Source organism: Rhodococcus sp. 06-418-5 (assembly GCF_002258285.1).
Classification (GTDB): domain Bacteria; phylum Actinomycetota; class Actinomycetes; order Mycobacteriales; family Mycobacteriaceae; genus Rhodococcoides.
The window spans coordinates 451,670-475,027 of record NZ_NOYE01000016.1 but is presented as its reverse complement, the minus strand read 5'-3'; the positions used below and the strand labels follow the sequence as shown (position 1 = coordinate 475,027).

At 62.5% G+C, this 23,358-nt stretch carries 22 protein-coding genes; 10 read left to right on the top strand and 12 right to left on the bottom strand.

What is annotated here, in order from left to right:
* Window positions 1-2: 2 nt before the first annotated feature.
* Both CH274_RS14680 and CH274_RS14675 read right to left on the bottom strand, forming a co-directional pair.
* Complete coding sequence (locus CH274_RS14680) at window positions 3-767, bottom strand: hypothetical protein (RefSeq protein ID WP_143546571.1); 765 nt, start codon at window positions 765-767, stop codon at window positions 3-5.
* 523 nt (window positions 768-1,290) lie between these two features.
* A complete protein-coding gene (locus tag CH274_RS14675; protein ID WP_179275745.1) occupies window positions 1,291-2,352 on the bottom strand; it encodes a DUF3644 domain-containing protein in 1,062 nt (353 codons plus the stop codon).
* A 277-nt stretch (window positions 2,353-2,629) separates the two neighbouring features.
* Here CH274_RS14675 and CH274_RS14670 point away from each other — a divergent pair, with 277 nt between their 5' ends.
* The 3 genes from CH274_RS14670 to CH274_RS14655 all read left to right on the top strand — a co-directional run bounded on the left by CH274_RS14670 (window position 2,630) and on the right by CH274_RS14655 (window position 6,943).
* Window positions 2,630-3,079, top strand: coding sequence for a DUF488 domain-containing protein (locus CH274_RS14670; protein WP_094657845.1), 450 nt, complete (start codon window positions 2,630-2,632; stop codon window positions 3,077-3,079).
* 2,261 nt (window positions 3,080-5,340) lie between these two features.
* On the top strand, window positions 5,341-6,147 hold the full coding sequence (locus tag CH274_RS14660; RefSeq protein WP_094657843.1) for a hypothetical protein: 807 nt from the start codon (window positions 5,341-5,343) through the stop codon (window positions 6,145-6,147).
* A 106-nt stretch (window positions 6,148-6,253) separates the two neighbouring features.
* Window positions 6,254-6,943, top strand: a complete 690-nt coding sequence (locus tag CH274_RS14655; RefSeq protein WP_143546570.1) for a hypothetical protein — start codon at window positions 6,254-6,256, stop codon at window positions 6,941-6,943.
* A gap of 112 nt (window positions 6,944-7,055) precedes the next feature.
* Here CH274_RS14655 and CH274_RS14650 read toward each other — a convergent pair whose 3' ends face one another.
* Window positions 7,056-7,439, bottom strand: a complete 384-nt coding sequence (locus CH274_RS14650) for a hypothetical protein (protein WP_094657841.1) — start codon at window positions 7,437-7,439, stop codon at window positions 7,056-7,058.
* Between the two features lie 1,195 nt (window positions 7,440-8,634).
* Between CH274_RS14650 and CH274_RS14640 the strand changes: the two genes are divergently transcribed.
* The 4 genes from CH274_RS14640 to CH274_RS14625 all read left to right on the top strand — a co-directional run bounded on the left by CH274_RS14640 (window position 8,635) and on the right by CH274_RS14625 (window position 11,872).
* Window positions 8,635-8,958 carry a putative quinol monooxygenase gene (locus CH274_RS14640; RefSeq protein ID WP_200893158.1) on the top strand — a complete coding sequence of 108 codons (324 nt, stop codon included), beginning with the start codon at window positions 8,635-8,637 and terminating at the stop codon, window positions 8,956-8,958.
* 109 nt (window positions 8,959-9,067) lie between these two features.
* Window positions 9,068-10,249 (top strand): lipase family protein, encoded by a 1,182-nt coding sequence (locus tag CH274_RS14635; RefSeq protein ID WP_179275744.1) that lies wholly within the window; start codon window positions 9,068-9,070, stop codon window positions 10,247-10,249.
* A 341-nt stretch (window positions 10,250-10,590) separates the two neighbouring features.
* Window positions 10,591-10,761 (top strand): hypothetical protein, encoded by a 171-nt coding sequence (locus CH274_RS29220; RefSeq protein WP_176459068.1) that lies wholly within the window; start codon window positions 10,591-10,593, stop codon window positions 10,759-10,761.
* Window positions 10,762-10,843: 82 nt separating this feature from the next.
* Window positions 10,844-11,872 (top strand): LLM class flavin-dependent oxidoreductase, encoded by a 1,029-nt coding sequence (locus CH274_RS14625; protein WP_094657838.1) that lies wholly within the window; start codon window positions 10,844-10,846, stop codon window positions 11,870-11,872.
* A gap of 19 nt (window positions 11,873-11,891) precedes the next feature.
* On the opposite strand, the gene CH274_RS14620 is transcribed toward CH274_RS14625, so the two are convergent.
* A complete protein-coding gene (locus tag CH274_RS14620; protein WP_045194528.1) occupies window positions 11,892-12,599 on the bottom strand; it encodes an enoyl-CoA hydratase-related protein in 708 nt (235 codons plus the stop codon).
* A 115-nt stretch (window positions 12,600-12,714) separates the two neighbouring features.
* On the opposite strand from CH274_RS14620, the gene CH274_RS14615 reads away from it, so the two are divergent.
* Window positions 12,715-12,984: a DUF7218 family protein gene (locus tag CH274_RS14615; RefSeq protein WP_032394647.1), complete on the top strand. Its 270-nt coding sequence runs from the start codon at window positions 12,715-12,717 to the stop codon at window positions 12,982-12,984.
* Between the two features lies 1 nt (window position 12,985).
* Here CH274_RS14615 and CH274_RS14610 read toward each other — a convergent pair whose 3' ends face one another.
* The 5 genes from CH274_RS14610 to CH274_RS14590 form a co-directional block, all read right to left on the bottom strand.
* Window positions 12,986-13,474, bottom strand: coding sequence for an SRPBCC domain-containing protein (locus tag CH274_RS14610; RefSeq protein WP_094647472.1), 489 nt, complete (start codon window positions 13,472-13,474; stop codon window positions 12,986-12,988).
* Between the two features lie 7 nt (window positions 13,475-13,481).
* Window positions 13,482-14,531, bottom strand: a complete 1,050-nt coding sequence (locus tag CH274_RS14605; protein WP_256980506.1) for a helix-turn-helix domain-containing protein — start codon at window positions 14,529-14,531, stop codon at window positions 13,482-13,484.
* A gap of 9 nt (window positions 14,532-14,540) precedes the next feature.
* Complete coding sequence (locus CH274_RS14600; RefSeq protein ID WP_094647474.1) at window positions 14,541-15,512, bottom strand: alpha/beta hydrolase; 972 nt, start codon at window positions 15,510-15,512, stop codon at window positions 14,541-14,543.
* A gap of 95 nt (window positions 15,513-15,607) precedes the next feature.
* Window positions 15,608-16,561, bottom strand: coding sequence for an ABC transporter substrate-binding protein (locus CH274_RS14595; protein ID WP_256993579.1), 954 nt, complete (start codon window positions 16,559-16,561; stop codon window positions 15,608-15,610).
* Window positions 16,562-16,602: 41 nt separating this feature from the next.
* Entirely contained in the window at window positions 16,603-18,291 is a 1,689-nt protein-coding gene (locus CH274_RS14590) for a nitroreductase family deazaflavin-dependent oxidoreductase (protein ID WP_094657836.1), read from the bottom strand.
* 119 nt (window positions 18,292-18,410) lie between these two features.
* Between CH274_RS14590 and CH274_RS14585 the strand changes: the two genes are divergently transcribed.
* Window positions 18,411-18,998: a TetR/AcrR family transcriptional regulator gene (locus tag CH274_RS14585; protein WP_256993578.1), complete on the top strand. Its 588-nt coding sequence runs from the start codon at window positions 18,411-18,413 to the stop codon at window positions 18,996-18,998.
* A 97-nt stretch (window positions 18,999-19,095) separates the two neighbouring features.
* Window positions 19,096-20,715, top strand: coding sequence for an MFS transporter (locus tag CH274_RS14580; protein WP_094657834.1), 1,620 nt, complete (start codon window positions 19,096-19,098; stop codon window positions 20,713-20,715).
* Here CH274_RS14580 and CH274_RS14575 read toward each other — a convergent pair.
* The 3 genes from CH274_RS14575 to CH274_RS14565 all read right to left on the bottom strand — a co-directional run bounded on the left by CH274_RS14575 (window position 20,708) and on the right by CH274_RS14565 (window position 23,242).
* Window positions 20,708-21,604 carry a glucose 1-dehydrogenase gene (locus CH274_RS14575; protein WP_094657833.1) on the bottom strand — a complete coding sequence of 299 codons (897 nt, stop codon included), beginning with the start codon at window positions 21,602-21,604 and terminating at the stop codon, window positions 20,708-20,710. The genes CH274_RS14580 and CH274_RS14575 overlap by 8 nt on opposite strands.
* 152 nt (window positions 21,605-21,756) lie before the next feature.
* Window positions 21,757-22,119, bottom strand: a complete 363-nt coding sequence (locus CH274_RS14570) for an STAS domain-containing protein (RefSeq protein WP_094657832.1) — start codon at window positions 22,117-22,119, stop codon at window positions 21,757-21,759.
* Between the two features lie 193 nt (window positions 22,120-22,312).
* Complete coding sequence (locus tag CH274_RS14565; RefSeq protein ID WP_094631029.1) at window positions 22,313-23,242, bottom strand: aldo/keto reductase; 930 nt, start codon at window positions 23,240-23,242, stop codon at window positions 22,313-22,315.
* Window positions 23,243-23,358: the final 116 nt, after the last annotated feature.

Here is a 23,358-nt window from a genome sequence, read left to right as displayed (position 1 = left end):
TGTCACATATTTTCACTTTGAGGGTGATTCTGTGGCTGCCGCTCAGGGTATCGGTCGTCGAAGCTAAGGTCGTGCGGCAAGCCAGCGTTCCGCGCGATCGCAGCTACTTCGACGAGATCCGAATCGTCGTCCAGCAGCATCTCCAAAGCTGCCTTGGCCAGCACCGCCGCCCATCCCAGCGCCTTCTCGAAATCTGTCGGTGGCATCCGGGATCGCGGCTTGGGGTGCAATACGATCGCACCTGTTTCGCCATTGACTGACACGTACTCGGCGACGCTCGCGCCAGAGAGGTGGACGGCACCTGTCAGGCCTCGATACATCGTGTACAGCAGTCCGGATCGGTCGAACCGGCCGCAAATCTGATCCATCGGGGGCACACGTGCGGCAGTAGGTAGGACGAGTAGAGGACGGAGGTCGGCCGGGATGGATTGTGCGAAGGGCTCGAGCCCTCTCAGCATGAGGCTGTGCGACTTGTCGATCGAGTTCGCTAGCAACGTTTCGGAATCGGCCGTCAACACGATCCATTGCGCGAGAAGAGCATGTTCCAGAGCGACACGCGCGTTGGCCGACGCCTCAAAACTACGTCCGGTATCGTGCAGTGTGAGAGCGGCACCCACTTGTGCCAGTGCGTGACGCGCAATTGGATACATGGACCGGAAACGAACGGTGTCCTCGCCAGCAACTGAGAGGGACATTTTAGAACGACGGTCCAACTCGACGGTTCGGCGCGCCGCTATCAACCAGCGGTCATGTTCTTCGCGATCCATTCGCCAATACTCCGCAATCACCGACTCGAAGAAGCAATACTTTGGTCGGAGCATACTTCACCTCTGTAAACCGGGGGCTTCTCTCAACATCTCCTGCCGGTGCGGTGACGGTCGTTTGCGTATTTCAGGTTTGGGTGGTGCGTGAGGAGGTCCGTAGGAACGTCGCGTTCGGTCGCGATTGAGGGCTTCGAATCCTTGCCATATCCGTGGGACAGGCGGCGGAGTTCGTTGACACAGATGTTGGCCCTATCGGACGGGCGCAGAAGATCGAGGTGTTCTCCACATCGGACACCGGGTCCACGTAGATGCGGGAGGGATCATACTGATCCGGGTGCGTCCAATCGTTTGTTCTCGTTGACACGAGAGTGACACAAGTCGGTGCGGATCGGGCTGGACTAGTGTGTACCTTCATGCACGAAAGCTGTTGTGATGCATGAGAATTTGGATTCATAGGAGTCCATCATAATCCACCCTTCCGGACTTAAAATCCGCTGTTCGAAGAGTCGGACGCCATCGGACGGGTTCAGTTCCGTCGGGGCTTGATGCCGGTTGCCTCCTTGAACCCGGCTTCGGTTTGGCACTTCTTGATTAGCCACTTCACGCATGCTTCGGTGTACAAGTAGTCACCATGCACGCGGTCAAACACGCAAAAGTCTTGTTTTGTTTCCTCAGGCTGCCCCGCACCGTTCGGGGGTCGAATTTTGTGCTTCTTCCAGTACAAAGACATTTCGTATGTCCTGAACACGTATGGGATCGCTGCCTGAACGCGTTCCGCGACCATGCCCGGTTTCATCTTGTCGTCATTAGATACCGGACGAGTCTTGGCTTTTGTTATAACGTAGCCTTTGTCCCTCGCAATCCCCTCGGCGACTGTGCGCTCTTCATCCGTTAGGTCGTGGTGGTTCACGAACTGTAGGGAAAGGTCGCCTTTCCGGTTCCCGGCTTCCAGCAGGACGGTGAGCCGCATACAATAGCGGGGATCGCGAGAAACTGAGTCGTCGAGTCCGGCGTCGTAATCCGCTAGAAACGTTCTCAAATCCTTCGGTAGCGCTTGAGTGGAGCGTAAAAGGTCCTTCTTGCCGTGGTCTGTAAAGCCACCGATGAAGACGGGAAAGTGTAGACGATGTGCCAGTGAGTAGCCGTGGCCGGCGTAACCTGTAACGAACTCTTCGTAATTCAGCAACATTGCGTGGCATTCACCATTGACTGCGGTCATGAGGCCTTCGTCGGTGCCGGTGTGCCTATGTTCGATCTTGTTTCGAAGAAGAATAAAGAATTCAAGATTGGCGCGAACTGCGGAATTCGTGGTCGTGTGCTCCTGACCTACAAACCACTCCAGGGACTGGGACATCCGTTCGTCGTTGATGTACTTGTAGCGACGGGGGTTTTCCGAACGCAGTACATGGTAGTTGTGGCCCGCTTTCATCCACTTTGACTGGAATGCATAGAGCCAGGCGATGTGCATGTGAATCACAAAGCCTTCGAGCGACCGCTCGCGACCTGGATCGTTGAACAGGCGGACTGCGAGCAAGGATTCTTGCTGGGACGCCTTGAGTAGCAGCTCCCACCGTTGCGGTCTTGGCATAAGGACTCTCATGGTACGTGTGCGTACCACGAGGTTTGGATTGGCATGGGGACCGGCTCCGGATCTGCCTCACGTGACGCTGCGTTCGGATTGTCCGCAGAGGATTGGTGCAAGCTCCATTCGCGAGTGAGCCACACCTGTATCCGTTGGCGGATTCGACCGAGATGTGGAGTCATGCTCGCGCCCGGTTTGTCCAGCGTCGCCACTGGGCGTTGGGGGTCGGCGCGTCGACGACCAGCCATTTCCCGATGACCGCTTGACCGGGCATCATGTAGGAATGGCGAAAGCAGGGTTCCCCCGGTTGGTTAGCATTGGATACGAGGGGCGCGACGTTCGGCAGCTGGTGGAGCGACTCAAGCTTGAACGCGTCGACGTGTTGGTCGATGTTCGACTGACCCCGCTCTCGCGGAAGCCTGGCCTTTCTAAGACGAAGCTCGCGGCCGCGCTGGCCGACTCTGGAATTGCGTATGTTCACCACCGCGCCCTGGGTAATCCGAAAGACAACCGAGAGGGATATAGGAGCGGGATCGCCGAATCGTTTGGCCGGTTCCGTGCGGTCCTAGAATCCGAACAGGGGCAGTCAGCCGTGGGGCATGTTGTAAAGATGCTCGACGATGCCGTGGTTGCGCTCTTGTGCTTCGAACGCGATCATCGGTCGTGTCATCGAGATCTGGTGGCGAGCGCCGTAGGTGAATTACTCCCGAATTTGGCAGTTTCGCACATTTAGAACAATCCGAGCTGGTCATCCGCCGGCGGGTACCAGCACCCTAGAACTGAAAATGATTGACGATGAAGGTGTTGGTTGCCGATATAGAAGTGCAAGTCGAGTGAGGGATCGAGAAATTGATTCTCCCACTTTTCCTTCACCATACTTATCGCGCGCGTGTCGCCTTTCTCCCTCCTCCAACGCCGTCCCGCTTGCCCCAGTTCCCAGTCGAGAACTTTCTGTGCATGCCCGCGGCACTCCGATGTCATACATTTGTACTCGTACCTGACGTCGTATGGTGCGGGTTCCAACTCCTGAAGCTCATCTCCGAATAATGATGGAGCGGCCGCTTGCTTCACTTTTGCTAGCTGGTCGGCGGACCAGGGTAGCCCGCGAGAAACGACAACACGCGAGACTCTGGGCTTGATTAAACCTAAGGATGGTGCCGGCACGCTCATCGGTTTAGCCGTTGCGGAGGCCCTTAGGTTGCATGTTGTCGTTTCACCGACGAGGCTGCTGAGAAGGTCTCGTCGTCGTGCCCACTTCGCGCGGGTGTCGACCTGACGAATACGTTGTATCGAATCTGGCGCTGGTGAGTACGACTCCACTCGCGAATCCGCCGGTGCGCGGCTTACGGCGTCAAGCCGAATCACCTCGTACTTACGGAACTGCTCGTTGTCTCCTCTGGTGCGGAACTGCACTGGGTACAGTCGGATCCATGACGGCCGATCGCCATCGATGCGTGCGCCGGCCGTGCAGACGATCTCTTGGTGTTTCACCGACGGGTTTGGGTACGTTTTGACTGTTATCAAGACATCTGCGGTTATTGACTGACCAGCTCTTTGCGCGACAGGCACCTTGCGACTCTAGGCTATGACTCCCATGGTAAGCGGCAATCGACACGCCGAACGGGGATCAAGGGCTGCTTATTCAATACCGCCCTGAATCGGTAAAGGCGTGGCTTGAGTCCCTCTGTGGTCCATTTTTTAGGCTTCGGGAAAGGACATAATAGGGTCACGCAGGTGGTCTCGATTGCGCCGTTCAAGAGAGACTCGTTCTGTCGAACATTTTGGTGCCCGCGGCGGGCCGGATTGAGTTCGATCTCGAACGCAGACCTGCCCGGCCGTCGCGCGGAGACGTATGACTTCGTCCGAATTGGCTGGAGCGGATCGTGCGTGTCGTCTTGCGCGGGCCGAGCCGAATGTCCTACCGCTCCGAACGATGTTCGCGAAGATCCTCGATGACGATCCGGCATACCTTTTCGGCCGTGATCTTTCGTGAACGGCGGTCATTGGGATTGGTGTAGCCTACGGTTCGCAGGTCAGCGGCAATGGGCGTTGCACGGGCAAGCTCTCTTCGGTGCGGCGTGTCCGGAGCGCGTCCTCGTCTCGATGCTGGGGTGCAAGCAGTTCGAGGGAGCTCATCACTTTCAATAATGGTGGAGTCGAATGTCCACGGCGGTCCGTTTATACCGTGCAGGATCTTACGGGACTCCGGTGGACCGGGAGCAGGTCGCCGGTGGTCATCTTTTACTCATCACTTTGGGGCGGGCCCGGGTGGATTCACGCGGACGTGGGTGGTCACTCGATTCGCCGAAAACCCAGCTCAGCGGGCTACTGATGGACGCGAGTGAATCCACGTGAATTGTTATCTCTTGTACAGCGGGTCCGGGGTTCGAATCCCTGATGGCGCACAACAGGTGCCCCTGAACAGCATATTTGCTGGTCAGGGGCGCTTTTTGTTGTCTGGGTATGTGTAGCCGACCGCAAGCTTCGCGAAAATCGCAACTCCCTGACCTGCGGGTTTTCAAGCGGCGGAGGACGTTTCAGAGACTTGACTCCCAATCGCAAATACCGGGAGTCAGGTCCCGGTTGCTATGCCGCTGACCTGCGAGTTGTGTGCCGGATTCGCACCGCCGGGTAGCTGATGGACGTCTGTGGATGCTCCAGTCATCACTTACTCATCTTTTTGAACCCTCGCAATCGAACGCAAGTGAACCGTGCAAGGCGGCGACTCACCCAGGTGGACCTACAGGCCGTTCGGACTACTCCCACCGATCCCGTCACGCCTGTGTGCGACAGAGTGAACCCGCCCGCGCCCGAACTCTGATTCGCCTGCCACCACGAAGGCAACAGCGCGGCAACTGACGAGGGCGAGCTGACCACGACGCCTCAGGCCGTGGCTTGTGGAGGAACGGCCGGGCGTGTTTACTGGCGCTCGGTGACCCCGCGTCCGTCGGCTTCGTCTGGCGGTCCTCCTAGTTCGCGGGTTTTCATACGTGGTTGCAAGAAGTAGAGGGTCGAGTCCTCGAACAATTCATCTACGACGGTGTCTCGCTGGCCGACGCGAACGCGATGCGTCGCTTACCGCCGGTGCACCGAGATCTGTTCGACGACTTCGTGTTTGCCGCCACGGCCGTAGTGGTGGGGGAAAGCGACTGGAGCAGATTTCCCATCGCTTGCTTGGGCTACATGTCGGCCGTGCACGGCGACCTCACGTTGGTGCCGCCATTGATACCTCCCGACATCGCCGACGTGGTGGCGGACGTGCTCTTACATTTCACACCGTTCAAATCCGGAGATGAGCGCGTTGCGGATGGGTCGCGCATCAACGAAGGACAGTACCGACTTGCGGAGGAATTGTTCACCCGTCTCGGTGGTGATCGTGGGGACGGCGCACGTGCTGCCGGGGCGAGAGCGCACAGCAGGATGATGTCCGCGCGTATTGCAGATGGGTTCGTTCATCCTGTGATCGGGGCGCACATCTGGAGCGATGTTCCTGCCGCTCCGCGGCCGCACCCGGGCAGCGGCCCCGAAGTCACCGTTCTCGAACTCGTTGAGGGGCTCCTCGCTCGGTGGCGCCAATTCCCGGTTGAACGTGCTGGTGTCGAGCGCGACATCCTCACCGAAGCACGCTCTATCGGCTGGTCGGGGGTTCGCGCGCCCATGGCTACGGACGGTCTTAGCGGCTGGTACGCACACCCACCCGAAGGCGCCGGCGTCACCGGCCGCGAGGCACACGCCACCAGTGACAACCCCGCTCGCAGTGTGGTCGACGAGCAGGCGCGACCGCGACACGAAGATCGGTGACCGCACTGTGACTGTGAACCGGCTCGCGGCGGCCACGGGCCGTGGGGGAATGGTCGCCCACGTCAGCATCCTGGTCGAGGCAATCGCGCGTGGGGATCGGTGGGCGGTGGCGCGCCGCGCGACGGGCCCACTGCTGGAGCAGCTGCTGTCGGGCGATTTCGACGACACGTTCGGAACGGCATCGGAATCCGATCGATCCGTGGGTCTGGGCGGAGCGCCGGTGGTGGTGATCGACGAGAACGTGGCGATTGTGGTTGCGCCGGTGACGAACTCAGGATCGGGTTCGGTGGGCGCGGTGACGGCGTTGCTGATCCGGGCTTCTACAACCGGCACGGTGAGGCCGTGGTTCGTAGCGTCGCTGACTCAGGACCAGATGCTGCATAACGAGTTTCAGCGACGGGTGCAGCACGAGTCATTTCCGATCGACGCCGACCTCGACATCATCGCCGCCCACGGACCCCTCGATGCACGCGCTGCTTCGATCGACTGGGACGACGACTCGGTGATTCTTCGGCGCTCTGACACCGGCGTGGTGACCGTGGCAGATGCGCGCGCCGAGGCGGCAACGTGGCCGCGGGAAAGCTGGCATTGGCTCACGAACGCGGCCGACCGCGCTCTGCGCGGCCGGACTACAGGCGGGTGTAGCCCTCTCTCGACGTTACGTCGCAACGCGATAGTCGCATTCTCCGTTACCCAGCGTAGCCAGCGTCGATATTTTCGTACCTGCCCGCGACGGCGTCTGAATGCCCTAGCGCAGAAACTATTCCAACCCGAGTTGGGGCCTTCGTATCCGTAAGCGCAGACAATAGACGATCGCGGCTGTCGCTGTCGTGGGCAATCAGCCACCGTCCCCACCCGACACCCACGTCCGTGTCGGTCTCCGGGTGGGGTGATGAGGGTGTGGGCGGCTACGAGCTGCCGAACAGGTTCCCCATCTCCACGCTGCCGAAGAACCCGCCGCCGGGAGGCGGGGGCGTGACCAGGGTGACCGGTACGCCGTCACCGAGGTTGAATGAAGCGATAGGCGGGATATCCGGGGTCAGAGTAAGACCGGTATCGGAGTCTCTGCAGAGAGCGGCGACAAGGTAGTCACCGTCGGGCAGTGTCGTGGTGTAGGTAGCCGTCCCGCCCACGGCCGGGGCAAAGGATCCGCCCACAACCGGCACGAATTGCTGGTCGACGATCACCGTGGTCGCGGGGTCGTCGGTTACCCAGACTTCGCAGCCGAAGAGGACTCCGTCGGACTTGACGTTGGCGAACTGGACGGTGATGACATTGCCTTCGGCTGTCACCTCGGCGTTGCCTGCGAAAACGACGGCTCCAGCCAGGGCGGGGTTGGCAATCAGGGCAAGGGCGGTCGCGCCGGATACGGCAGCGGCGGCAGCCAGGCGGCGGGCGGCGGGCGGCGAAATTCATCAGGGGCTCCTTGCTATGGGCGATCAAGACTGATCGGTTCGATGCTGTCACGGGGATTGGTGTCCAAGCGTGTCTTTGCCATAAACCCAATCCCGCGACGAACCGAATCGAGACGCTCGCCGATGACACCAGAAAGGCGGGAGCACGCAGTCGATTCTCCCTACCGGGTGGCCACGGCGGCAGAAGAATTCGTTCTTCGGATGGCTTTCGAGTACTGCATGAACTGGAGCTTGGTTGCACGGTGACAGCGCGAAAGATGCTGTGGCGCAGTATATGCAGGGCTTACAGGTAACGCTGCATATCAAGTTCGGTCGTATTGTTCCGAGTTCGCGAGGAATGAGGCAGGCTGGGGGTGCGCCCGCGACGTCGGGCGCGGACCCACTGGGCTGACAGACTGACTCGGTGCGTCACAACGACTTGTCGAAGCGATTGTTGAGTGCCACGTGGTCTCCCTCGCTGGGATTCTGTGGGTGCGCCAGTACGGCAACCATATTGAACACCCTTGACGCCCGATGCCGTGACACGTTCACGGTCGTCGGCCTGAAGCGCCTGGATGGCTTCCGATGGCGACGCCGCGCACACTATCGTCGAGACGTATCCGCTTCCGATCCAGCCCTCGTACTGGGCAGGAATGAACATGTAATCCTCGAACAATCGCATACCACACGGTCTCATGTTGACGTTTTCAGACAATCCACATGGAGCTCCGCGTCTGTCCTGATCAAGCGGGGATGTGGACTCTTGCGCACGATGAAGTGAAGTCGAGCGCGGCGAAGACAATCCCGGGTGGGGCTGTCGAATGTCCTTGCCACGCAGACGAGGAGTGCTGACGAGACTGGTCGAACGGGTACCCTGCACATGTCGCAGTCGGCTGCGGCTACCCGCATCGCAGATGCACTCGGGCGCAGTACGGCAACAGTTTCCGGTATGGCGAACCGAATATTTTCTTCGTCCTGCGGCTGCCAGTAGCGTGCCCAGTCCGTCACGGATCCGCACCATCGTCGATTGTCCGACCCATGCTGCATGATCGCCGTGAACCGCAACTGATGGTCAGTCGAAAGGAAGCTCTCCATGGCAGCCGAAACCGCCGTCCTGTCCGGTGTCACCGTCATCGTCTCTCACAAGACCCTGCCGAACCAACGCGACGCCGTCCGAGCCCTCTGGGAAAAGCACATGGCACCGGCCGTCCTCGACAACCCCGGACATCTCGCCTACTACTACGGTCTCGACGTCGACGATCCCGATGGCATCACAGCCTTCCAGCACTACCGCACCGCCGAAGACGCGCTCACGTTTCTCCAGCAACCCGCCTACCGGGCGTACGAACGTGAAGTGGCACCGCTGTTGGCCGGCGCACCACAGGTGCGCAGCCTCGTCCCGACGTGGATCAAGTAGGTAAGTAGCGCCATGATCGTGATGGCGATCCGTGCACGCGGCCACCGCACTTGTTGCGGCGGAGCAGCGAATGCGGATTGGTGCGCAGCGCCGCATACTTGCTCGCGAGATGAAACTCCCACGGGTCACCTTCGCTTCGTTCGCCCTTGCCGGGGCGCTCGTCATGTCGGCTGCACCCGTCTCGGCGGCTCCCGTCGCTGCCGATTTCTACGGAGCGCCCGTCGTCGGCCTGGAGGCGTATGCACCCGGGTCCATCGTGCGCCGAGAACCAGTGCCGCAGCTCGACCTCCTGGGAGCACGCACCGAACGCATTCTGTATCGATCGGCCGATCCCCGCGATCGTGCGGTGGCGGTGTCGGGGCTTCTGGTGACACCGACTCGGGCGTGGGACGGTGCCGGACCCCGGCCCGTGATCGCCTATGCGCCAGGAAGTTACGGGGTTGCCGATCGTTGCTCGGGGTCGACCCAGCAGGGACTGACAACCACGATGCCGGCACTGCTCCCACTGCTGGCGCAGGGGTACCAGGTGGTCACGACGGACTACCAAGGGCTCGGAACCCCGGGTGAGTACGAGTTCCTGGGCCGGGTCGCCGGTGCCCGTGCACTGCTGGACGCGGCACGGGCCGCAGCACATGAGACCGGCGCGCCCGTCGTGCTCTACGGATACTCGGCGGGCGGCGTCGCATCGGCCGCCGCCGCAGAGTTCGCATCCACCTACGCGCCCGAGTTGTCCGTGGTCGGGGCCTTCGTCGGTGCCGCTCCGACCGATCCGGTGGTCCGCGTCGAAGGCCAGGACGGCTCCGCATGGGCCGCGACGATGCTGTACACGATCGACGGTCTGATCGGCGCACACCCCGACCTCGCCGACCGGATCCGCGCCCTCTTCAACGATCGCGGACGTGCGGCTCTCGATGCGGCACAGGACTTCTGTACCACCGACGCGCTCGCGTACGGACCGCTGCGATCCGAGGATCTGACTGCTGACGGCTCGTCCCTGGGAGAACTGATGACCGGGCCCGTGCTGGGGCCACTGACCGTGGCGAACACCGTCGGGTTCACCGCGCCCGTCGCGCCCGTGATGATCGTGCACGGCGTCCACGACGCGTCCGTCGAGATCGAGCAGAGCCGACTGCTCGCGCAGCGTTGGCGCGCCGCGGGTGCCGTGGACATCACCGTCCGCGAGTTCGATTTCGGAACCGAGCTCGTGCCGGAGTTCGACCACACGGCCACGAACGTCGCTGCCTACCCCGAGGTGATCGGGTGGATCGATCGACTTGTCGCTCGGGCGTGATGCGACGCGCAACAGGTGGTAAGTGACGTAGATCACCCGTGACCGATGTGTGCTTGCTCGCGTTCGATTCGACTCACTTTCGACAGCTACCAGGTGCAGGGCGTACCGGAAAGCCTGCTGCATCAGATAGCGGACCGACAGAACATGATCACCATTGGAAACGAGGCCACACCATGAGCAACCGCAGAAGTCTCTCCAGCCGACTCTTCGAGGGTCTCGGCCGCATCACATGGGGCTACGGCAAGCGAAAGCTGGAGGAACGGCGCGCACGCAAGCGCGGACAGCGATAAGCCGAACGGTGGGTGTCCGATTTCGGCACCCTCGGTCGGTACGGTGCAGGGATGGACGGATTCGAGGTAGGCGACGGAGTCACACCGCTGATCGGGCCCATGGCAGGTATGTACGGAACCGTGGTCTGGTTCTACGAGGACAAGCAACAGTTGCTCGTTCGCTTCGGCGCTTCCCAGCAGATGTACTACGCGGCAGACGAGCTGAAACGATGGGGTGAGTAGTCGCCGGCTCGACCCAGATCGGAATAATTGAATCTTCACCGATGCTGATGGAGTCGACCAACCCGAATCGAAAGGTCCCACCATGCATCTGGGCGTAGACAGCTTCGTCTCTTCCGTGACCGATCCGACCGACGGCCGGGTGATCGCTCCCGAGGAGCGAATGGGTCACCTGCTGGAAGAGATCGCCCTCGCGGATCAGGTCGGACTCTACTCGTTCGGCATCGGCGAGCATCACCGCAGCGAGTACTACGATTCGGCTCCGTCGATCATTCTTGCCGCGGCAGCCGCGCGCACCGAGAACATCCGACTCGGTAGCGCAGTCAAGGTGCTCAGCGCAGACGATCCGGTACGGGTGTTCCAGGAGTTCGCCACCCTGGATCTGATCTCCAAGGGCCGGATCGACCTGGTCGTGGGACGTGGATCCTTCACCGAATCGTTCCCGCTGTTCGGCCTCGACCTGGCCGATTACGACTCGCTCTTCGCCGAGAAGCTCGACCTCCTGCTGCAGATCCGCGACAACGTCGAGGTCACCTGGTCCGGTCGGCACCGCCCGGCGCTGACCCGCCAGGGTATCTACCCGCGTCCGCTGCAGGATCCGTTGCCGATCTGGGTCGGCGTCGGTGGAACGCCTGAATCCTTCGCTCGCGCAGGGCTTCTCGGGCTCCCTCTGATGATTGCCATCATCGGCGGAGAACCTCGACAGTTCGCCCCGCTCGTCGATCTGTACCGTCGCGCCGGAGCGCAGACGGGCCACCCGCCGGAGCAGCTGAAGGTGGGCCTGCACGTGTTCGGCTTCGTCGCCGAGACCACGACGGCCGCAGCCGACACCATCTACCCCGGCTGGAACGAGATGTTCACCAAGATCTCTCGGGAACGCGGATTCGCTCGGCCCAGCCGGCAGCAGTTCGATGCCACCTCCGGTCCCAACGGTGCGTTCTTCATGGGAGATCCGAAGACGGTGGCGGACAAGATCCTGCGAGTGAGCGATCAACTGGGAGGTGTGGACCGGCTGTCGTTGCAGATGACCAATCCGCGACTGGCGCACAGTGACCTGTTGCGCGGGATCGAACTCCTCGGCACCGAGGTCGCTCCTCTGGTCGCAGGTAGTTAGCGCTGCGCTGGCGGCTCGGTCAGTTCGAGGCCCATTCCATTTCGTCGACGCCTGCGACAGGCGTCAGAAGAGAACGGATCTCGGCCGAGTACATGGTGCGTTTGATCTCGCCCAGGACGTCACCGCGGGTGCCGGCCAACTCGGCTGCGCGCGCGATGGCGTCCTCGCGCACCCGCTCCTGCGTCGAGACCGCGTCGACCAGGCCGAGCGCCATGGCGTCGCCACCGCCGTACCGGCGGCCGGTCGTCAGAGCCTCGTGGAACGCATGTGGAGCCAACCTGGCACGCACCATGTCGACGGTTCCCGGGCTGTACGTCGCACCGATGTTCACGCCGGGGAAGCAGAGAAATCCGCGATCGGATCGCATGATCCGGTAGTCGTGCGCCATCACGAAGAACGCGGCACCACCGTAGGTGTGTCCCTGCATTGCCGCGACGGTTTGCATCGGAAATGTCAGGAAGCGCACCAACATCTCCTGCACCGTCCCGATGAATCGGTTGATCTGGTCGAGGTTCTCGGCACCCCAGGACAGATCGACTCCCGTGGAGAAGAACTTTCCCGTCGCCGTCGTGACCAGCGCAGCAGGACCCGTTCCGGTCTCGATTTCGTCCAAAAGCGCGTTGATCTCGGCAACCCAGTTCGGGCTGATGCGGTTCTCGGTATCGTCCACACCTCGACTGCCGAGGTTCAGCACGAATACGTCGTCGAATCGTTCCAGGTATGGCATATCCCGAACGTACCCATTTTCTGTTGTTCTAGCTCACAACGAGGGAAGCGTCCGTGTTTGCCCGGGGGCGAAGCGGGTAGCTGTACGAGCACTATCGACGGAACGGAGGGCCGGTATGCCGACCAACGACGATCAACCACAGCTCAAGGACCAGGATCTCTACGAGAAATTGCGCGAGGACGGAAACTCGAAGGAGAAAGCCGCCCGCATCTCGAATGCCGCAGCGAAGAAGGGGCGAGACCAGGTCGGCAAGAAGGGCGGAGAATCCGGATCCTACGAGGACTGGACGGTCGACGAATTGACCGACCGAGCCAGGGAATTGGGTCTCGAGGGCTACTCGAAGCTGAACAAGGAAGAGCTCATCGACGCGCTACGCAGTCACTGATTCACTGCGGGCGAAGCGACGCGTAGTACTCCTGCAGCGACGGGTAGTAGTCGTCGAAACTCGGCAGCGGGGCGTCGTCCCTGGATGCGACGAGCATATCCAGGTAGTACTCCCAGCCGGGACCGATGTCGCCCAGACCGTCCGTGCTCTCACAACTGTGCACCAGAACGACGACCGTCGAGCCGTCCCTGTCGTCGAGGCGAACCTCGAGCGGCCACTGCATCACGTCGAGCGTTCGCACGGCCAGCCGGCCGGGCGGCTCGCACGCTTCGATCGCCATGTCCGATGCAGGCTCGCCCTCCTCGAACCGCATCGTGACGCGAACGGTGTTCTCCGAGATGCGCTCCCACGGCCCGAACCACCTTGCCGTTCGCGACGATTCGGTGATGCTGGCCCACACGTCCTCGCGCGGAGCGGCGATGGTCCTGGTCAGCTCGAGAGCGAAGCCGGTGTCGGTGCTGCGCAGCGTGCCCGTGGGCGTCGGTTCCATCGACTGATTATGCGACTGCGGTGTCGCTGCCGTCGAGCACCATCATCATTGCGGTCGCGCGGGCACGGTGTTCGATCGAATCGACCGGGTACCCCACTGCTTCGGAGACCTTCGCAAGTCGGTGCGCCACGCTGCTGTGGTGCAGGTGCGTTCGGTCTGCTGTCGCCCGAAGGCTTCCGGATCCCAGGTACGCGCGAAGCGTGCCGAGCAACTCCCGGCCGTGAGGCGTGGCGCGCAGTTCGTTCGCGCGCACGAGGTCGGGAACGTCGCGGAGTGTCAACGAACTTCCCCTGTCCAGCAGGTTCAGTGCACCGAGCCGATCAGCGATCACGACGGGTCGGTACTCACTTGCCTGCGCCAGGGCGAATCGAGCATTCCCGAGGTGTCGATGGAGATCGTCGGCGCGCAGGGCAAGGGAGACACCCAGATGGCAGCAGCCGACCGGCGGTGCGGGCGGTTCGTCCGTAAGGAGGTAGAGGACGTGGTCGTCGACCGTGATCGGCACCGACCGACCAGCCGTCGGCGAGGCAGGTCCCGGCGGTGAGTCCGCGGCTGCCATGGCCACTCTCACTCGGTCGGTCGGTTCGATGTGCAAGGCGGTCAGCGAGCTCAGCAGTGCGATGTCGTCCACAGGGAACAACACCGAACGGGTGTGTTCGGCAGCGGACGGACTGTGCCGTGGTACCAGAATGACGGCTGCGGTCAGGGCCATTCGATCGACGAGCATGTCGTCGAGAGCGAGCGCGGGACCTGCGCGCTCGATCCACACCGAGCCCATCACGACGTCGTCGACGACAACGTCTTTGGCTGCCGACCGCTCGCCCGCGGCCTGAGTCAGCCAGCGGCCCTTCGGATCGCACCGCGCACGCTGGCGGTGTCCGCCGGACGTGCCGACGACGTCTATTCCGACCACGCAATCGGCGAGAGCAGCGCTGGCGCGGAGCATCGCGGTGGTGTCGGCACCATGTCTGATCAGTGCGTCGAAATAGTCGATCACGCGCACCAGACCCGCGGAGTCGGCATCGAGCTCCGCGAGCCGGTACATCAGTCCTTGCATGAAGCGACGCTACGAGGCGGGTACGCGAAGGCGCAAGCCCCTACGCAGGGCGTCCAACGCTTCCGCATGTCCGCGCTTGCTCACCTCTGCTGTCGCCAGTAGCGCGGATCCGTGGAAAGTGCCGGGGAACGAATGCAATTCGACGCTCACGCCTGCCTGCAGCAACCGGACCGCGTAGTCGATGCCCTCGTCACGAAGCGGATCGAGCTCCATGGTCGAGACGTACGTCGGTGGGAGTCCGGCCAGATCGGTGGCACGAGCGGGAGCGGCGTAGATCGAGACGTTCGGGTCGTCCGGTCCGCTGTACGACTCGCCCAGGTAGTACTGCCACGACAGAATCGCGTTGGGCCGGTGCCACATCGGTGTGTCGACGAATTCCGTCATCGACACGGTGTGCAGTCGGTCGTCGAGTTCGGGAATCTCGAGCAATTGGAACGCCACCGGCACCACGCCCTCGTCTCGAGCCCGCAGCACCGTTCCTGCCGCCAGGCCGCCACCGGCGCTCTGACCGCCCACCGCGATTCTGTCCGGGTCCACGCCCAGTTCGTCCGCATGAGAGTGGATGTACGCCAGCGCCGCGTAGCAGTCGTCGAGCGGCCCGGGGAACGGCGTCTCGGGGGCGAGCCGGTACTCGACGTTGGCTACTGCGAAACCGAGTTCACGGACGACGTCCACGCAGTAGGGATCGCTGGACGCGGCTGTCCCGATGGCGAATCCGCCGCCGTGGATCCACACCAGCACGGGCAACGGTCCGTCGACGTGCTCCGGTGTGAAGAATCGAACGACGACGTCCGGTGCACCGTCGAGTCCAGGGACGGCGAGCTCGCGCAGGGAAACTCCGTCCATGGACAGGTCGGCGAGCATGGCGTCGACAAGTGCGGTGAAGGTCGATCGTGCTGCGGGAAGGTCGCCGAAATCGACACTCGGAAGCATCGTGACGGCAGCGGCGAGTTCGGGGTCGAGAGTGGGGAAATTGGTCATGAACCCATAGTCGGCACAATTGTGTCCTGTGTCACTTGTCGTATGGAGGAAGTGCAAGAGGTGCCGTCCGACGGGTGTCGGACGCCCGCCGTCGATCAACTCGGGGTGTAGAGCCTCTCGACCAAGCCGAGGGTCCACAGCGCGGTCAGCGGACCCCCGTCGTTGGTGAACTTGTCCGTCCGGACGATGCGGTCGCCGCGAACAGCCGGTAATCCGGTCCAGAGCGGGTTGGCGTTCATTGCCTGCAAGTCCTCTTCGGACGTGATGGCGGCAATCATTGCCACTGCGTCGGATGCGGCGGTGACGTTCTCAGGTCCGTACTCGATCTCCGGAGCGGCTGCGCTCCACGCGGAGCCGAAGCGGGCTCCCACATCCTCGAGCGCGATCGACGTCACCCGGTCACGTCCTATCGAGATCCCTCCTTCCTCCGATGTACTGATCGGCAGGACGGTGGTGTCGGCGATGGCATCGGCGTACTGCGTCGTGAGTTCGTCTACGCGAGTAGTGTATTCGTCGACAACTGCTCGGGATCGGGCCTGCAGATTCAGTGCCGCGCCGATCGTTGCCACGTCCTGCTGCCAGCTGACTCCGGTTCCGGTGGAGCCCACCGGCAACACCGGCGCGATAGCACTCAACTGGTCGTAGATTTCTTCGATCACCTCGTCGCGGCCGATGATCAGGTCGGGATCGACGCGTGCGACGGCCTCGAGGTCGACGGTGTTTCGCGGATACAGCTCGGGCACTCCGTCTGCGAGCAGCATCCTGGTGGGCTCGGTCAGCGGGCCGGGAATTTCAGGTGGAGCCTCGGTTTCCACCGGCATCCCGACGATGGGTAGGTCGAACGCCAGGGCGATGTCCAGGTCGCGTCGTCCGTCGATCACGACGACCGACTCGATTCGATCCGGTACCTCGACGGTGCCGAACTGCGTGGTGACCGAATGGGTCGCCGAGTCCGACGTCGCCGGTTCGGTGTCGACACCGCAGGACGAGAGCAGGGATGCAACAAGGACCGCGCCGAGGACGACGTGCAAGCGGGGGAGTGTCTTCACAAATTAAGTAAACCAAACCTAAGTCGATGGTGAAGAGTCGGTCAATCGTCGTACTCGACTCGCACCGACACCGGGTCGGTCTGGAGCGCTCGGAAGCCCGCGCCGATGAGGCGTCCGAGCACCGGATTGTTCGAGAAGGATCGCGCTCGGAGCGCGACGTCGTCGTCGGGAACGAACGTTGCTGTGCCGGTACGCCATCGGCTGCCCACACGAATTCTGATTCTGGGTTCGTCGGTGATGTTGGCTCCCCAACCGGATCGGGTTCCGTGCTGGGAGATCAGCCAGGCTCCGGTCTCGTCGAACACTGCCGACACCGGTACCTGCCTGCGCAGGCCGGACTTGCGGCCGACGGTCTCGATATCGGTGACCAGGGAGGTTCGGACGCCGATCGACGTGAGTCCGTTGACGACCGGATTCGCGATGTGCTTGCCGATCCAGCGCTCGCGGCGAAACTTCGTCGCGGCAGCAGATGTCTCGACCCGAGCGGAGCCCCGGCGATTGCGGAACGCGTCCCAGCCGTTGCGCTGCATCATCGTAGCCGCAGTCTTCCATGCCGGACGGCTCGAATTCGGTTGCCGCCCAGCACCGATGAGCTGTAACTGGTCGGTGTGCCACTGCAGATCGAGAGCGCCGTTGATCTGCTTGAACGCACTGGATTTCGACGGGACGCGCAGAGCCACGCGCGGCGATTCGACCCGGTCGAGAGTGCCGTCGACCAGAGAGTTCGCGACGGCAGGGGTGAGGGCGGTCGGACGGCCGAGGCCCACCATGTCGCACTCACCCGATTGCACTGCCGCATTCATCACCGAGCGGGTACGGAAGCCGCCGGTGACCGCCAGTGGCACGCTTGCGGCCGCGTCTCGCACCGTCCGCGCGTACTCCAGGAAGTACGCCTCGCGATCGCGGGTGCTCGCGGTGCCCATCATCGCCGGTGATTCGTAACTGCCACCGCTGATTTCGATGAGATCTATGGATTCCCGAACGAGATGCTCGACGGTGATGCGTGATTCTTCCTCGCTGAACCCGCCGCGTTGGAAGTCCGCCGAATTCAGTTTGATTCCTACTGCGAAACTCGGGGACACCGCCGCTCTGATTGCGCGGACGACTTCGAGCACGAATCGCATCCGTCCGTCGAGGTCGCCGCCCCAGGCGTCGTCGCGTCGATTGGACAGCGGCGACAGGAACTGCGACACCAGGTAGCCGTGCGCCCCGTGGATCTGGACGCCGTCGAAGCCGGCCGTCTCGGCCACAGCCGCCGCGGTGGCGAATCGACCGATGATGTCGTGGATCTCGTTCTCGCTCAACGCCCGAGGTGCCGGAATCCCCGGAATGTTGGGTGCGATGGCGGATGGCGCAACGGGCTTTGTGCGGGTGACGAGCGGATTGGCCTGTCGACCGGGGTGATTGAGCTGCATCCAGATGGGTGCACCGCCGTCGGACGTCGCTTTCGCCCAGCGGGCCAACGCATCGCGGTCGCGGTCGTCTTCGATGACGACATTGCCCGGTTCGCCGAGATGGGACCGGTCGACCATCACGTTGCCGGTCACCACCAGGCCGTAGCCGCCGGCACCCCAACGGCGGTACAGCGTTTCGAGGCGCGAGTCCGGGCCGTGCTCGGCGGTGGACAGTCCTTCGCTGAGAGCTGCTTTCATCACGCGATTCGGCAGGATCTGCCCGCAGGCGAGGGTGAGCGGGCTGCTCAGTTCGATCACGTCGGTGTCAGGGGACATGGCGTTGCTCCGGTTCCTGGACTGCGGCTCCAGCTATGATGGACAACATAGCTACAGAGGGACTGTAGATGTAACGAGTCGTCACGTCAATCATTGTGGCGTCCTCGGGAGGGGTTGGGATGGCGAATCGAAGCAGTGCTCGGGACGACATGTTGCGCAGCGCCGCACACCTGTTTCGTCGACGCGGTGTTGACGCGACGTCGCTGGCGGACGTCATCGATCACGCGGGCGCACCGCGCGGCTCGATCTATCACCACTTTCCGGGCGGCAAACCTCAGTTGGTGGAAGAGGCGACCCGTACTGCGGGTGCCGCGATGAGCGCCATGATCTCGGCCGGCCTGGCTTCGGCCGGTCCGTCTGCGACCGTGCGGGCGATTCTGGACGGATTCCGCGGCGAACTGCTGGCCACGGATTTCGTGGCGGGCTGTCCTGTCGCGCCTGCCGCGCTCGAGGGGTTGCATGCGCCGCAGGCGCTGGCCGCGGCAGGGGAGTCCTTCTCGTCCTGGGAGGACGTGATCGCGGCGTCGCTGTGGCAGCGCGGATTGACTCGCGAGCGATCGTACTCGTTGGCGACATTCGCGATCGCCGCCATCGAAGGTGCGCTGATCATGGCCAAGGCGCAGCGATCCACGGCGGCGTTGGATCGGACCGAGGGGGAGTTGTCGGCCCTGCTGGAGGCGGTACTGGAGGCGTCGGCCGGCCGCTGACGTCGGTCAGGATGGGCGGCCGGTATTGCTATAACTGACAGTTACAGCTAACTTTCCTTCAATAACTATGTCGATCGTCATAGTGGAAGGAAATCAGATGTCGTCACCCACCACCTCCCGTCATCTGGCGGATGTGCCGCAATTTCGTCGGCGATACCTCGCGCTGATCGTCATCTGCGCGGCCGAGCTGCTCGTCGTGCTGGACAACACCGTCGTCAATGTCGCCCTGCCCTCGATGGGGCTGCAGCTGCGTGCCGACATCAGTGGGTTGCAGTGGGTGGTCGACGCCTACACGCTCACGTTCGCGGGATTGCTGCTTGCGTTCGGTCATCTCGGTGATCGCTACGGCCGCAAGAAGATCATGGTGGTCGGGCTGGCCGGTATCGCGGTGATGTCGGTAGGCGGTGCCGTGGCCGCCGATCTCGGGCAGGTGGTCGCGGCCCGAGCAGCTATGGGTGTGTGTGCGGCCGCGGTGTTTCCGGCGACCCTTGCCCTGATCATCAACATCTTCACCGACGCCAAGGAGCGAGCGCTGGCCATCGCGGCCTGGACTGCCATGGCCGGGTTCGCCATCGCCATCGGCCCGACGGCGGGCGGATTCCTACTCGAGCATTTCTCGTGGCACTCGGTGTTCTGGATCAATGTCCCTGTGGCACTGCTCGTTCTGGTGGCTGCGCTGGCTTGCGTGCCGGAGTCGAAAGCAGAGCACGTCGGTAAGTACGACCCCCTGGGCATCGCGCTGTCGTTGGCGGGTATCACGGTGTTGGTCTGGGCGATCATCGAAGCGCCACACAACGGTTGGTTGTCTGCTACTAGCATCGGAGCCTACTTGGCAGGATCGGCTGCCATCGTCGCATTCGTCTGGTGGGAGCTGCGAACACCGTCTCCGGTGCTGGATCTGAACCTGTTTCGGAACCGGCGATTCTCACTGCCCGCCTTGGCAATTGCCGTGGCGTACTTCAGTATGTTCGGCTTCCTGTTCATGATCACCCAGTATTTCCAGGGTGTGATGGAGTTGACCCCACTGCAGTTCGGCGTCCACTCTCTGCCCTTCGCGATATCCATCGCAATCGGTGCGCCGCTGGCGACGATCATTGCCCAACGCATCGGAACCACGGCCGTGATCGTCTTCGGTTTGGTGGTGATGAGCATCGGCATGTTCATCGCAGGGCAGGTGAAGGTCGAAACGCCCTATCTGGGGCCGGTTCTCGTATCGATGGTTCTGATGGGCCTCGGCTTGGCGATCGTGCAGGGCCCTGCCACCGAGTCGATCATGTCCTCGGTAACGCTCGACGAGGCAGGCGCAGGATCCGCGGTGAACGACACCACCCGCGAGATCGGCGGAACTCTCGGAGTTGCCGTGCTCGGGTCGATCGTCGCATCGGTCTACACCGCACAGGTGAGTCCGAAGATCGATGCGATTCCCGACGCGATCATGGAGCCGTATCAGAAGGCGTTCGCTCGCGAGACCGTCGTCAGCGTCATCGAGATCGTGAAAGCACCCACGAACCCGATCTTTGCGACGCAGAAGGCCGACCTGATCCACGCGATGAAGGCGGCCTCGTTGGAGGGCTTCCAGCTCGCGTCGTTTGTCACCGTCGCGGCTGCCATGACGTGCGCGATCGCTGTTGCGCTGTTCCTGCCGTGGCGACGCCCCGAGGGGAGCGGTGTTCTTCTGGCGTGGCGTGCATCCAAGGACGCCGACGGGGTCAGTTGAACGGCGTTCCGCCGGTGACGGCGATGGTCTCGCCGGTGATGTAGCTCGACTCGTTCGATGCCAGGAACACATAGGACGGAGCCAACTCCGCGGGCTGGCCCGGGCGTCCGAGCGGTACGGTCTCACCGAACTTCTCGTACTTCTCGGCCGGCATCGTCGCGGGAATGAGCGGCGTCCAGATCGGTCCGGGTGCAACAGCATTGACACGGATGCCACGCTCTGCAAGATCGCCGGCGAGGCCTTTGGTGAAGGCCACGATTCCTGCCTTGGTCGTCGCGTAGTCCAGCAGTTCCGGAGAGGGATTCGATGCCTGAATCGAGGTCGTGTTGATGATCGTCGATCCTGCGTCCATGATTTCGGCAGCGCGTTTGGAGATCCAGAACAAGGCGTACAGGTTGGTCTTGAGTACCCGATCGAACTGCTCGGTGGTGATATCGGCGATGCCGCCCATCTGAGCCATTTGGAAAGCGGCGTTGTTGACGACGATGTCGAGCCCGCCGAGTACCTCGGAGGCGGTGTCGACCAGCTGCACGCACTGGGACTCGTCGGTGAGATCGCAGGCGATGGCTCTACCGGCGCGCCCGGCTCCTTCGATGAGGTCGACAGTGGTCTGCGCGTCCGGACCTTCGGATTCGAGGTGTGCGATGACCACGTCGGCACCCTCGCGTGCGAATGCAAGTGCAACAGCACGGCCGATGCCCGAGTCGCCGCCGGTGATCAGTGCTTTGCGGCCGTGCAGTCGATCCGATCCACTGTAGGAATTCTCGCCGTGATCGGGAGTGGAGACCATGTCGCGGGTCAGTCCCGGGTGCTCGAGGCGAGCTTGCTCGGCCCGGTCGGGCATCGAAAATGCGGTGGTCGGGTCGGACTTGCTGAACTGGTCGGACATTGTCGATCCTTGCCTCGGTGTGCGTGAAATGCTCCACGCGGCAAGTCGAACGAGCCGCTTCGGTTCAGTGGAGACGACTCACGGCCGCAGCCGTTTGTGAGTCCATGTCAGCCCAGGGTCACCGAAACGACGAACTGGTAAACCTCGACAGGTCAGGCTGCGCGAGGATCGTCGACGATCGTCGCCAAACCCAGCGCGTCGAGGACCATGCGTGCGGGCCGCGTCGGAGCGAAGATCTCGAGGCGGTCTGCCGCGCGAGCGGCAGCGTCGATGATCACGCTCGCTGCGCCCGAGTACATGAACGACACCGCCGACAAGTCCAGCAGCACAACCGATTCGCCGCGCAGCGCCTCGTCGAGTTCCCCAGCCAAGCTGGAGCGCGATGTCAAATCGAGTTCGCCGCCGGCACGAACCACCGTCAGGCGAGGCGAGTAGGACTCGATACTGATCGAGAAGCGAGCATCGGCGGTCTCGGCGGTTGCGAAGCGGGAATCGAAGTGGTCGGTGACAGTCACGGTGCGAACCTCTCAGTTCGGATGGCCTAACGACCGACATGCGCTGGGTGGAACCCGAGGGCTACAGGTTCCGTTGCATGCCGTGCAGTAATCCTGACAGCGCAACGTCACCGAATCGAAGACTGATCATCACGGATCGATAGCTAGTCGGTAACGAAGAGGTAACGGCAGATGTGACGGCGCTGAGCATCGTTCAGGGCAGTGTGTGGCCTGCCGTCCGGAACAGGCGGTACCACTCCTGCCTGGTCAGGCGTAGATCGGAACCTCCGGCGGCCTCGACGACTCGATCGGGGTTCGTGGTGCCGAGCACGACCTGGATGTCGGCCGGGTGCCGGGTGATCCAGGCCGTTGCCACTGCCGACGGGGTGGAGCCGTGTACGTCGGCGATCTCGTCGAGCGCCACGTTGAGTTCGGGGTAGTTCTCGCGGTCACCCACGAACACTCCGGAGGACGTCCCGCTCTGGAACGGTGACCATGCCTGCAGGGTGATGCCGCGCGTTCTCGCGTAGTCCAGCAGACCGTTGTCGCGGTCGATCGACTGATCCTCGGTGCCCATGTTGGCGGTCAGCCCTGACGCGATCAACGGCGAGTGCACGATGCTCAGCTGTACTTGATCGAAGAGAATCGGTTGTTTCACAGCGGTTTTCAGCAACTCGATCTGGCCGGGTGTGTGATTGGAGACGCCGAAGCCCAGGACCTTGCCCGACTCGTGCAGGTGATCGAACGCTGCTGCGACCTCCCCGGGCTCGACGAGTGCGTCCGGTCGGTGCAGCAGAAGTGTGTCCAGGTGATCGACACCGAGGGCTGCGAGTGACGCCTCGACCGTGGTGACGATGTGTTCTTCGGAGAAGTCGAACCAGCCGTCGCGGATACCGACCTTGCTCTGAATGCTGATGGCCTCACGCTGCGACGGGGTCAGTGTCACCGCGTCGCCGAATCGCTTCTCGCATGTGTGCGGGGCACCGCCGTAGATATCCGCGTGATCGAACACCGTCACGCCCACATCGAGGGCAGTGTCCACCAACCTCCTGATCCGGTCGTCGTCCACGTCGGTGATGCGCATGAACCCCAGCACGATGCTCGAGACTTCTGTTCCGGTGTGGGGGAGGGGGAATGTACGCACCGTGAAATCTCCTGCTCGTCGACGAAGCGGTCCATGGAGTCTGTCAAAGTCCGCCGCGCGGTCGACACGGAAGGGCTTGTGCAAGGTATTGACAAGTTTGCGCAACATCTGCAATC

What these genes read in the sequence shown, in the direction of transcription:
- CH274_RS14680 (WP_143546571.1), bottom strand. Translation starts at nt 767, where the DNA reads ATGGATCGCGAAGAACATGACCGCTGGTTGATAGCGGCGCGCCGAACC.
- CH274_RS14675 (WP_179275745.1), bottom strand. Translation starts at nt 2,352, where the DNA reads ATGCCAAGACCGCAACGGTGGGAGCTGCTACTCAAGGCGTCCCAGCAA.
- CH274_RS14670 (WP_094657845.1), top strand. Translation starts at nt 2,630, where the DNA reads ATGGCGAAAGCAGGGTTCCCCCGGTTGGTTAGCATTGGATACGAGGGG.
- CH274_RS14640 (WP_200893158.1), top strand. Translation starts at nt 8,635, where the DNA reads ATGGCAGCCGAAACCGCCGTCCTGTCCGGTGTCACCGTCATCGTCTCT.
- CH274_RS14635 (WP_179275744.1), top strand. Translation starts at nt 9,068, where the DNA reads ATGAAACTCCCACGGGTCACCTTCGCTTCGTTCGCCCTTGCCGGGGCG.
- CH274_RS29220 (WP_176459068.1), top strand. Translation starts at nt 10,591, where the DNA reads ATGGACGGATTCGAGGTAGGCGACGGAGTCACACCGCTGATCGGGCCC.
- CH274_RS14625 (WP_094657838.1), top strand. Translation starts at nt 10,844, where the DNA reads ATGCATCTGGGCGTAGACAGCTTCGTCTCTTCCGTGACCGATCCGACC.
- CH274_RS14620 (WP_045194528.1), bottom strand. Translation starts at nt 12,599, where the DNA reads ATGCCATACCTGGAACGATTCGACGACGTATTCGTGCTGAACCTCGGC.
- CH274_RS14615 (WP_032394647.1), top strand. Translation starts at nt 12,715, where the DNA reads ATGCCGACCAACGACGATCAACCACAGCTCAAGGACCAGGATCTCTAC.
- CH274_RS14610 (WP_094647472.1), bottom strand. Translation starts at nt 13,474, where the DNA reads ATGGAACCGACGCCCACGGGCACGCTGCGCAGCACCGACACCGGCTTC.
- CH274_RS14605 (WP_256980506.1), bottom strand. Translation starts at nt 14,531, where the DNA reads ATGCAAGGACTGATGTACCGGCTCGCGGAGCTCGATGCCGACTCCGCG.
- CH274_RS14600 (WP_094647474.1), bottom strand. Translation starts at nt 15,512, where the DNA reads ATGACCAATTTCCCCACTCTCGACCCCGAACTCGCCGCTGCCGTCACG.
- CH274_RS14590 (WP_094657836.1), bottom strand. Translation starts at nt 18,291, where the DNA reads ATGTCCCCTGACACCGACGTGATCGAACTGAGCAGCCCGCTCACCCTC.
- CH274_RS14585 (WP_256993578.1), top strand. Translation starts at nt 18,411, where the DNA reads ATGGCGAATCGAAGCAGTGCTCGGGACGACATGTTGCGCAGCGCCGCA.
- CH274_RS14580 (WP_094657834.1), top strand. Translation starts at nt 19,096, where the DNA reads ATGTCGTCACCCACCACCTCCCGTCATCTGGCGGATGTGCCGCAATTT.
- CH274_RS14575 (WP_094657833.1), bottom strand. Translation starts at nt 21,604, where the DNA reads ATGTCCGACCAGTTCAGCAAGTCCGACCCGACCACCGCATTTTCGATG.